The following is a 9,143-nucleotide window of genomic DNA, read 5'->3' on the forward strand; positions in this document are numbered from 1 at the left end:
TGCTGAGCGAGCCGCTCACGGCGTTGGAGTTGCTCGGCGGTGTTCTGATCCTGCTCTCGGTATTCCTGAGCCAGCGCGCTCCGGCATTACGGCGTTAATGGGACGCCGGTTTTTCCGGCTCGCCGTCTTCGTCCTCGTCCTCGCCCGGCTGTTGCGGGATCTTGTAGCTATCCGTCAGCCAGCGGCCGAGGTCGATATCGGCGCAGCGCTTGGAGCAGAACGGCTTGTGTTCGGGCGAGGCGGGCTTGCCGCAGATCGGGCATTTCATTGTGGCGACAGCTCATGCAAGGGCGGGCGGATGCGCCGCCGGTTGATCTCGGCGAAACCGAGATGGGAAAAGCCGAGCAGGCTGGGGCGCAGGGCATCGGCGGCCAGTGCCGCGCGCAGCGGCTCCGCCAGTTTCTGCCGCTGCGCCGCCTTCAGCCCGGCGAAGTCGATGAGGATTCCGCCCGAGAGGTTGCGCAGGCTGATCTGCCGGCAGATCTCGGGGATGATGGCCGTATTCAGCGCCAGTGGGCTCATGCCGCTGGCCGCGGCGGCGTCGATGTCGATCAGCGTCGCCGCCTTGGCGGGGGAGATGTGCATCATGGCGCCATGGGGCAGGGCGGCGGTGGACTCGGCCAGCCCGGCTACTTCATCTTCCAGCACCGCGTCGAACGCTTTGGCATCGTGGCGCATCCGCCCTTCCAGGGCCGGGCGCAGTTCGGCCATCAGGGCGTAGTCGTCGAGCACGATCTCGTCTTCCGGCCGCCGCGCCGCAAGCTCCAGCAGCGGGCCGGGGCCACGGCGGAGCAGGCCGGGCGTGTCGCCATGCGGCTCGTTCACCACCTCCAGGCGCGGGCCCTTGTCGCCCTGCGCCGCGCGGGTGACGCGCACTGCCACGTAGGTGCCAATGGAAAGGCTTTTTCCCCCGGCGCTGTCCGGCAGGAACCCGGAGACATCGCCCAGGGAGAGGAAGCATCCGGCGAGGGCGGGCATCACCGCATCCACCCGGGCGGTATAGATGTCGCCCACGCCATCAGGTGCTGCCAGGTTCCACAGCCAGTATTCGGCCAGAATATCCCCGCGCAGCAGGGCAATGCACACGAGGTCTCCACGGCGGGAGACCGCGATCATTCCCGCCTCCAGCCCAGGCCGCGCAGCAGCGCGGCGGTTTCGTGCAAGGGCAGGCCGACCACGGCGGAATAGGAGCCGGCGATGAAATCGATGAAGGTCGCGGCCCGGCCCTGGATGGCATAGCCCCCGGCCTTGCCGTCCCATTCGCCGCTGTCCAGGTAGTCGCGCAGATGCGGCTCATCCAGCCGGGCGAAGCCGACCACGGAGGCCACCACGCGGCTCGCCACCCGGCCATCCGGCGCGCGCACGGCAACCCCAGTGAATACCTTGTGCCGCCGCCCGGAGAGCAGGCGCAGATACACCTCTGCCTCGGCGCGGGATGCGGTTTTGTGCAGTATCCGCCGCCCGGCCGCCACCACCGTATCGGCGGCGATCACATAGCCATCCTGGGCGGAGAGTTTGGCGTGCGCCATCCGCGCCGCGTAGGCGCGCGGCACCTCCCCGGGGGCGGGCGTCTCGTCGATCTCGGGGGCGAAAATCCTGTCCGGCGTGATGCCGATCTGCCGCAGCAATTCCAGCCTTCGGGGGCTGGCCGACGCCAGAATCACTTGAAGCGGAATGTGATCCGGCCCTTGGTCAGGTCGTAGGGGGTCATCTCGACGTTCACGCGGTCCCCGGCCAGGACGCGGATGCGGTTCTTGCGCATCTTGCCGCTGGTATGGGCGAGGATGACGTGGTCGTTGTCGAGCTTCACGCGGAACATCGCGTTAGGCAGCAGCTCTGTCACCATGCCGCTGAATTCGATCATATCTTCTTTAGACAAAAACACCTCTGGAGATAATTGGAAACCAGGCGCTCACATGGGCCGGGTTTTTGTTGCGGTCAAGGTTTGGCTAGTCTGGCCGACACAGAGCGGGCATGCGCGGTCAGCCCTTCGGCCTCGGCCAGGGTCACGGCGGCGGGGCCGATGACCTCCAGCGCGCGCGGCGGCACGGATAGATAGGTGGTGCGCTTCATGAAGTCGTACACCGAGAGCCCGGAGGCAAAGCGCGCCGTGCCCGAGGTGGGCAGCACGTGGTTCGGCCCGGCCACGTAGTCGCCGATCGCCTCCGGCGTGCTGCGCCCGAGGAAGATCGCCCCGGCATGGCGGATCTGGTTGAACAGCTTGTCCGGCTCGGCCAGCATCAGTTGCAGATGCTCGGGCGCGATGCGGTTGGCGAGGTCCGCCGCCTCGTCCCAGTTGCGCACCAGGATGATGGCGCCGTTGTTCACCCAGCTTGCCTTGGCGATCCCCGCGCGGGGCAGGGTGGGCAGGATGGCATCCACGGCGCCCGCCACAGCGGCGGCCAGGGCGCCGCTGGTGGTGATGAGGATCGACTGCGCGTCCTCGTCATGCTCGGCCTGGGCCAGCAGGTCGAGGGCGATATGCTCGGGGTTGTTGTTCTCATCGGCCAGGATCAGCACTTCGGACGGGCCGGCAATGGAGTCGATGCCCACCTGGCCGAACACCTGGCGCTTGGCTTCCGCCACATAGGCGTTGCCGGGGCCGACAATGCGGTCCACCGGGCGGATGGTTTGTGTGCCATAGGCCATGGCGGCCACGGCCTGGGCGCCGCCGATGCGGTACACATCCTTCACCCCCGCGATGGAGGCGGCCGCCAGCACCAGCGGGTTCAGCTCGCCATCCGGGGCGGGCACGCACATGGTCAGGCGGCGCACCCCGGCCACGCGGGCGGGGATGGCGTTCATCAGCACCGAAGACGGGTAGCTCGCCTTGCCGCCCGGCACGTAGAGCCCGGCGGAATCCAGCGGCGTCCAGCGCATGCCGCAGGTGGCGCCGGCATCGTCGGTGAACTCAATCCCGCGCGGCAGCTGCATCTGGTGGAAGGTCTCGATCCGCCGTGCCGCCAGATTGAGCGCGTCGCGCAACGGCTTCGGCGTGCAGGCCATGGCCACCTGGATTTCATCCTGCGAGACGCGCAGGCTCTCGGCGGTCACGCTCACCCGGTCGAAGCGGTTTGTGTAGTCGAGCAGCGCGGCGTCACCCTCCTGCCGCACGCGGCGGATGATCTCGGCCACCGTGCCGCTGACCTCCGGCGCAGTGACGGCGCGCGCGAGCAGATCGGCGAATTCGGCCTCGAAATTCGGGTGCTTGGTTGCCAGCAGCCTCATGAAGCCAATGCCTTTCTGAACGCCTCGATCCAGGCGCCGATTTCATCCGGCCGGGTCTTGAGCGCGATGCGGTTGACGATCAGCCGGGACGAAACTTGCGCGATGACGTCGGTTTCGACAAGGCCATTGGCCTTGAGGGTGCTGCCGGTCTGCACCAGATCCACGATCAGGCGCGACAGCCCTAGCCCCGGCGCCAGCTCCATGGCGCCGTTCAGGGCCACGATCTCGGCCTGGATGCCCTTCGCCGCGAAATGCTTCTTCGCCATGTTGGGGTATTTGCTCGCCACCCGGATGCGCGAGGCGCGGGTGAAGTCGGTCTGCCCGGCATCATCCTTGGGCTCGGCCACCGAGATGCGGCATTGGCCGATGCCGAGGTCGAGCGGCGCGTAAACCTCGGGGTAGTCGAACTCCATCAGCACGTCGGACCCGCAAACGCCGATCTGCGCGGCGCCGAAGGCGACGAAGGTGGCCACGTCGAAGGAGCGGACGCGGATCACGTCCATTTCCGGATGGTTGGTCGGGAAGCGCATGCGGCGCGAGGATTCGTCCGCGTAATCGGCTTCCGGGAAAATCCCGGCGCGGGCCAGCAGCGGACCAGCGTCCTTCAGAATACGGCCTTTGGGCAAAGCGAGAACGATCGACATGGCCTGGGCATTACCACTGGGCCAAAGGGGTGGCTAGGGTCGCGCGGCAAGCCGCCGCACGGCGTGGCCGGTTAATGCACCAGGTTGGGCCGCATGTCGTGCTGGACGATGGCGGCAGCCGCGAGCGTGGCGTTGGTGGCGATCGCCATCGGGGTGCCGTCCGCGGCGTGAATGGCGAAGGCAGGCCCCTGCTCGGTCATCACGGGCTTGACGAACGCGATCTCCTCCATGCCCAGCATGGCCAGCTGGTCCGCGGAGATGTGATGAATGTCCAGCACCGTGCCGGGGACGAAATTAGCCGTGCCGTCATGGTTTTTGATGTTCATCGTGATATCCTTTCCGGTCGCCGTGGCCGTCAGCCGATCTCACGGCGGGAATATGTCTTATTTGCGGTTCGCCAGGCGGTTATTCCCCGGCGTTTTCTGCATTCCTGTCCGCTACCCTGCTCGGGGTCATGGCCTTGCTCTGGCCGCGCGAGATAGGAATGGTCTTCACCACCGGCTGCGGCATTGGGCGAATAAGGTCCACATGCAGCAGCCCATTATCGAGCCAGGCGCCCTTCACTTCGATGCCTTCCGCTATGACGAAGGCGCGTTGGAACTGCCGTGCGGCAATGCCCCGGTGCAGGAATACGCGGCCCTGTCCGTCGTCACTCTGGCGTCCACGAATTACCAGTTGGTTATCCTCAAGGGTGATTTGAAGGTCGTCCATGGTGAATCCGGCCACCGCAAGGGTAATTCGCAGCGAGACCGGGCTAAGCTGCTCTATATTGTACGGCGGGTAGCCGTCCGACGAGGTTTTGGCGGCGCGCTCGATCATCTGCTCCAGATGGTCGAAGCCGAGAAACAAAGGCGAGGTGAATACGCGTGTATTCATGGTAAGGCTCCCCCAAGGTTGAGCGAAGCAGGTTGATGGACCCCGAAGGCGTCCGGATGTCCATGTTGTCATATCTGGGGCGGGATGCAAGAGGCTCGTTGCAGCCGGGGGCATCGCAGACTACATCCGTGGCATGTTAGAGACACAGATCGAAGCCCATCTTCTGCCCATCCTTATCTGCCCCGACCCGAAGCTGCGCAAAGTGGCTCGGCTGGTGACGTCCGACGACGCCGAGGAGGTGAGGGAACTCATCCCCGACATGTTCGCCACCATGTACAAGGCGCCGGGCATCGGCCTCGCCGCGCCGCAGGTGGGCCGGCTGTTGCGCGTGATCACCGTGGACGTGGCGCCGAAGGACGTGCCCGCCCCGCTGGCGCTGATCAACCCGGAGATTATTGCCAAATCCGAGGAGACGGCGGTGCAGCAGGAGGGGTGTCTGTCCATCCCCGACCAGTACGCCGATGTCGTCCGCCCGGCGCGGGTGAAGGTGCGCTATTTGGACGAGAACTGGGTCAAGAAGGAGATCGAGGCGGACGGACTGCTGGCAGCCTGCCTGCAGCACGAGATCGACCATCTGAACGGCGTGCTGTTCGTGGACTACCTGACCCCGCTGAAGCGCAACATCCTGCTCCGCAAGCTGGCCAAGGCGCAGAAAGATAAGCAATGAAACTGGCGTTCATGGGCTCGCCGGACTTCTCGGTTCCGGCGCTGCGGGCGCTTGTCGCGGCCGGGCATGAGGTGGCGGCGGTGTACGCCCAGCCGCCCAAGCCGGCCGGACGCGGGCAGAAAGAGCAGAAATGCCCCGTGCATCAGGCGGCCGAGGCGCTGGGCCTGCCCGTGCGCACGCCCCGCAGGCTGCGTGGCAATGATGAGCAACTGGAATTCTTCCGGGGGCTGCATCTGGATGCTGCGGTGGTGGCGGCCTACGGGCTGATCCTGCCGCAGGCATTTCTCGATGCGCCGGAACGCGGCTGCCTGAACATTCATGCCAGCCTGCTGCCGCGCTGGCGCGGAGCGGGCCCGATCCAGGCCGCCATCGCCGAAGGCGACGTGGAGACCGGCATCACCATCATGCAGATGGAAGCGGGACTGGATACCGGACCGATGCTGCGCCGGGAGGCGCTGCCGATCGGGGAGCACGACACCGCCGCTGATTTGCACGACAGCCTGGCCGAGATCGGCGCCCGGCTGATTCTGGCGGAGCTTGAGCACCCCAGCGCGCCCGTGGCGCAAAATGAGGCGTTGGCCAACTACGCGCCGAAGCTCTCGCGCGAGGATGCACGGCTGAACTTCACTCTGTCCGCCGCCGTGCTGGAGCGGCGGATCCGCGCCTTCACCCCCTGGCCGGGCGCGCTCGGCTTGCTGGGGGACATGGTGATCAAGATCCTCGCGGCTGACGTTGTGGCGGGCGAGGGCGTCCCGGGCACCATCCTGGACGACAAATTCACCATCGCTTGCGGCGAGGGGGCGCTGCGCCCGACCCGGCTGCAACGTGCGGGCAAATCCGCCATGAGCACGGCGGAGTTCCTGCGCGGCTTCACCCTGCCGGAAGAGGCGCGGTTTTATTGACCCTGTGGGCGCTGGAAATCGAGTACGACGGCCGGCCCTTCATGGGCTGGCAGCGGCAGAAGCATGGCCTCGCCATCCAGCAGGTGGTGGAGGAAGCGGCGGCGCGCGTGCGCGGCGGGGCGGAGGTGACCGAGGCCGTCTCCGCCGGGCGTACCGATGCCGGGGTGCACGCCCTGGCGATGATCGTGCAGATCGAACTGCCGGACCTCACGCCCTTCCGCATCCGCGAGGCGATGAATTTCCATCTCAAGCCGCACCCCATCGTGGTGCTGCGCTGTTGCCCGGCACCCGAGGGCTGGAACGCGCGCTTCTCCGCCGTGTGCCGCTCGTACCGCTATGTCATTTCCAATCGTGTGGTGCCGCCGGCGCTGGAGGCCGGGCGGGTCTGGCATGTGCGCCAGAAGCTGGACGCGGAACTGATGCACAACGCCGCGCAGCATCTGCTCGGGCACCATGATTTTTCCTCGTTCCGCGCCTCCGCCTGCCAGGCAAAATCGCCGATGCGGACGCTGGATTTCCTCACCGTGACGCGGGAGGGCGACAAGATCCATGTGGAGACCCGGGCGCGCAGCTTCCTGCACCATCAGGTGCGTAATATGGTGGGCAGCCTGGTGAAGGTGGGGGATGGCAGCTGGCCCGAGGCCAAGCTGGCCGAGGTGCTGGGCGCCAAATCCCGCGCCGCCGCCGCCGTGACGGCCCCGGCCGAGGGGCTGTATTTTACCGGCGTTGTGTATGACCCGGGGCTGAATCTGGTCTAGTCTCCCCTCAGACTGGGAGTCACCATGCCTCACGCCGATTTCGTCCATCTTCGCGTCCATTCCGCCTTCTCGCTCTCCGAAGGCGCGATCAAGCCGGACAAGATTGCCGCGCTGGCCAAGGACTACGCCATGCCGGCGGTGGCGATTACCGACACCTCCAACATGTTCGGCGCGCTGGAATTCTCCCAGTACTGCACCAAGGAAGGTGTGCAGCCCATCATAGGCTGCCAGCTTGGGTTGAAGCGCGAGGGGATCAACCTGGCCCCGGACAACGTGGTGCTGCTGGCGCAGAACGCGGCGGGCTATGCCAACCTGCAACGCCTGACCTCGGCCAGCTTCCTTGAAGGTGACGGCGTGAAGCCGCAGATTACCCGCGCGGCGCTGCTGGAGCATGCCGAGGGGCTGTTCCTGCTCACGGGCGGGGTGCAGGGGCCGGTGGGGCGGTTGTTGGCCGAGGGGCAGATGGCCGAGGCGGAGGCGTATCTCGCCGCGTTGGCCGAGGCGTTCGCCGGGCGGATCGCGGTGGAGATCCAGCGCCATGGCGAGGCGGTAGAGGCGGCGGTGGAGCCCGGCTTCCTGCAACTCGCGGAAAAATTCGCGCTGCCGATTGTTGCCACCAATGAGTGCTTCTTCGCCAAGCCGGAGATGTACGAGGCGCATGACGCGTTGCTCTGCATCGCCGAGGGGCGCGTGCTGGCGGAGAAGGACCGCCGCCGCGTAACGCCCGAGCACTGGTTCAAGCCGGCCAAGCTGATGCGCGAACTGTTCGCCGATCTGCCGGATGCCTGCGACAACACCATTGCCATTGCCAGGAGCTGCGCGGTGATGGCGCAAAGCCGCAAGCCGTTGCTGCCCACCTGCCCGAAGGTGCGCGAAGGTGCATCCGAAGCCGACACCGTGCGCGCCATGGCCGAGGAAGGGTTGCGCGCGCGCCTGGCCTTCGAGGGGATCAGCGGCGAGGCGGAAGCGGAATACTGGAAGCGGCTGGAATTTGAGCTGGGCATCATCGTCCAGATGGGCTTCCCCGGCTACTTCCTCATCGTGGCCGATTTCATCCAGTGGGCCAAGGACCACCAGATTCCCGTGGGGCCCGGGCGCGGTTCGGGCGCGGGTTCGCTCGTCGCCTGGGCGCTGCGCATCACTGACCTTAACCCGCTGCGCTACGCGCTGCTGTTCGAGCGCTTCCTGAACCCGGAACGCGTCTCCATGCCGGACTTCGATATCGATTTCTGCCAGGAGCGGCGCGATGAAGTGATCGCCTATGTGACGCGCGAATACGGTGCCAACCGCGTCGCGCAGATCATCACCTTCGGTAAGTTGCAGGCCCGTGCTGCGGTGCGCGACGTGGGGCGCGTGCTGGGTTTGCCCTATGGGCAGGTGAACAAGGTCGCCGAGCTGATCCCGAACAACCCCGCCAAGCCGGTGACGCTGAAGGAAGCCATAGACGGCGAGATCAAGTTGCGCGAACTGCGCGATTCCGATGAAGGCCTGGCACGGCTTATGGAAATCGCGATGCAGATCGAGGGGCTGTACCGCCATGCCTCGACGCATGCGGCGGGCGTGGTGATCGGCGATCGGCCGCTTGTCGAGCTGGTGCCGCTCTATAAAGATCCGCGCTCTGATCTTCTCGTCACGCAGTACTCGATGAAGTACGTGGAGCAGGCGGGGCTGGTGAAGTTCGACTTCCTAGGGCTCACCACGCTCACCATCATCGACCGCGCGCTGAAATTCCTGCGCCAGCAGGGGATCGATCTGGATATTTCGAAGATCCCGCTGGACGACAGGAAGACTTACGAGATGATCGGTCGTGGCGACACAGCCGGTGTGTTCACTTTCGAAACCGCGGGCTATCGCGCGGCGCTTCAACAGATGCGCCCGGACAGGTTCGAGGATCTCGTCGCCATCCAGGCGCTCAACCGCCCCGGCCCGATGGCGAACATCCCCGATTACTGCGCGCGCAAGCATGGCGCCGAATGGACCTCGCCGGAGCCCGCGATTCACGGGATTCTGGAGGAAACCTACGGCATCATCGTGTACCAGGAACAGGTGATGCAGATCGCGCAGATCA

The 9,143-nt window shown here is 66.0% G+C and carries 12 protein-coding genes; 4 read left to right on the forward strand and 8 right to left on the reverse strand.

Features of this window, described 5'->3' with window-relative positions; all coding sequences use genetic code 11:
* Nucleotides 1-94: 94 nt before the first annotated feature.
* The 8 genes from ACLPJJ_RS13480 to ACLPJJ_RS13515 all read right to left on the reverse strand — a co-directional run bounded on the left by ACLPJJ_RS13480 (nucleotide 95) and on the right by ACLPJJ_RS13515 (nucleotide 4,748).
* Entirely contained in the window at nucleotides 95-268 is a 174-nt protein-coding gene (locus ACLPJJ_RS13480; protein WP_443591508.1) for a DNA gyrase inhibitor YacG, read from the reverse strand.
* Entirely contained in the window at nucleotides 265-1,116 is an 852-nt protein-coding gene (locus tag ACLPJJ_RS13485; protein ID WP_443591509.1) for a ribonuclease E/G, read from the reverse strand. The genes ACLPJJ_RS13480 and ACLPJJ_RS13485 overlap by 4 nt, the downstream gene beginning before the upstream one ends.
* Nucleotides 1,113-1,634, reverse strand: coding sequence for a Maf family protein (locus tag ACLPJJ_RS13490; RefSeq protein WP_443591518.1), 522 nt, complete (start codon nucleotides 1,632-1,634; stop codon nucleotides 1,113-1,115). The genes ACLPJJ_RS13485 and ACLPJJ_RS13490 overlap by 4 nt, the downstream gene beginning before the upstream one ends.
* A 26-nt stretch (nucleotides 1,635-1,660) precedes the next feature.
* Nucleotides 1,661-1,879, reverse strand: a complete 219-nt coding sequence (gene infA, locus ACLPJJ_RS13495) for a translation initiation factor IF-1 (protein WP_183266526.1) — start codon at nucleotides 1,877-1,879, stop codon at nucleotides 1,661-1,663.
* 59 nt (nucleotides 1,880-1,938) lie between these two features.
* Nucleotides 1,939-3,228, reverse strand: a complete 1,290-nt coding sequence (hisD, locus tag ACLPJJ_RS13500) for a histidinol dehydrogenase (RefSeq protein WP_443591510.1) — start codon at nucleotides 3,226-3,228, stop codon at nucleotides 1,939-1,941.
* A complete protein-coding gene (hisG, locus tag ACLPJJ_RS13505) occupies nucleotides 3,225-3,872 on the reverse strand; it encodes an ATP phosphoribosyltransferase (protein WP_443591511.1) in 648 nt (215 codons plus the stop codon). The genes hisD and hisG overlap by 4 nt, the downstream gene beginning before the upstream one ends.
* A 71-nt stretch (nucleotides 3,873-3,943) precedes the next feature.
* Nucleotides 3,944-4,198, reverse strand: coding sequence for a DUF1150 family protein (locus tag ACLPJJ_RS13510; protein ID WP_443591512.1), 255 nt, complete (start codon nucleotides 4,196-4,198; stop codon nucleotides 3,944-3,946).
* A gap of 79 nt (nucleotides 4,199-4,277) precedes the next feature.
* Nucleotides 4,278-4,748: an Hsp20 family protein gene (locus ACLPJJ_RS13515; protein WP_443591513.1), complete on the reverse strand. Its 471-nt coding sequence runs from the start codon at nucleotides 4,746-4,748 to the stop codon at nucleotides 4,278-4,280.
* Nucleotides 4,749-4,881: 133 nt separating this feature from the next.
* Here ACLPJJ_RS13515 and def point away from each other — a divergent pair, with 133 nt between their 5' ends.
* The 4 genes from def to dnaE all read left to right on the forward strand — a co-directional run.
* Entirely contained in the window at nucleotides 4,882-5,415 is a 534-nt protein-coding gene (def, locus tag ACLPJJ_RS13520; RefSeq protein ID WP_443591514.1) for a peptide deformylase, read from the forward strand.
* Nucleotides 5,412-6,317, forward strand: a complete 906-nt coding sequence (gene fmt, locus ACLPJJ_RS13525; RefSeq protein WP_443591515.1) for a methionyl-tRNA formyltransferase — start codon at nucleotides 5,412-5,414, stop codon at nucleotides 6,315-6,317. The genes def and fmt overlap by 4 nt, the downstream gene beginning before the upstream one ends.
* Nucleotides 6,314-7,075, forward strand: a complete 762-nt coding sequence (gene truA, locus ACLPJJ_RS13530; RefSeq protein ID WP_443591516.1) for a tRNA pseudouridine(38-40) synthase TruA — start codon at nucleotides 6,314-6,316, stop codon at nucleotides 7,073-7,075. The genes fmt and truA overlap by 4 nt, the downstream gene beginning before the upstream one ends.
* Nucleotides 7,076-7,099: 24 nt before the next feature.
* Nucleotides 7,100-9,143, forward strand: a 2,044-nt coding sequence (gene dnaE, locus ACLPJJ_RS13535) for a DNA polymerase III subunit alpha (protein ID WP_443591517.1), incomplete at its 3' end; no start/stop codon positions are given.

The sequence above is a fragment of the Acidocella sp. genome (assembly GCF_052326845.1).
Classification (GTDB): domain Bacteria; phylum Pseudomonadota; class Alphaproteobacteria; order Acetobacterales; family Acetobacteraceae; genus Acidocella.

Excerpts from the sequence above, each read along its gene's own strand:
- ACLPJJ_RS13480 (WP_443591508.1), bottom strand. The coding sequence starts at position 268 with ATGAAATGCCCGATCTGCGGCAAGCCCGCCTCGCCCGAACACAAGCCG.
- ACLPJJ_RS13485 (WP_443591509.1), bottom strand. The coding sequence starts at position 1,116 with ATGATCGCGGTCTCCCGCCGTGGAGACCTCGTGTGCATTGCCCTGCTG.
- hisD (WP_443591510.1), bottom strand. The coding sequence starts at position 3,228 with ATGAGGCTGCTGGCAACCAAGCACCCGAATTTCGAGGCCGAATTCGCC.
- hisG (WP_443591511.1), bottom strand. The coding sequence starts at position 3,872 with ATGTCGATCGTTCTCGCTTTGCCCAAAGGCCGTATTCTGAAGGACGCT.
- ACLPJJ_RS13510 (WP_443591512.1), bottom strand. The coding sequence starts at position 4,198 with ATGAACATCAAAAACCATGACGGCACGGCTAATTTCGTCCCCGGCACG.
- ACLPJJ_RS13515 (WP_443591513.1), bottom strand. The coding sequence starts at position 4,748 with ATGAATACACGCGTATTCACCTCGCCTTTGTTTCTCGGCTTCGACCAT.
- def (WP_443591514.1), top strand. The coding sequence starts at position 4,882 with ATGTTAGAGACACAGATCGAAGCCCATCTTCTGCCCATCCTTATCTGC.
- fmt (WP_443591515.1), top strand. The coding sequence starts at position 5,412 with ATGAAACTGGCGTTCATGGGCTCGCCGGACTTCTCGGTTCCGGCGCTG.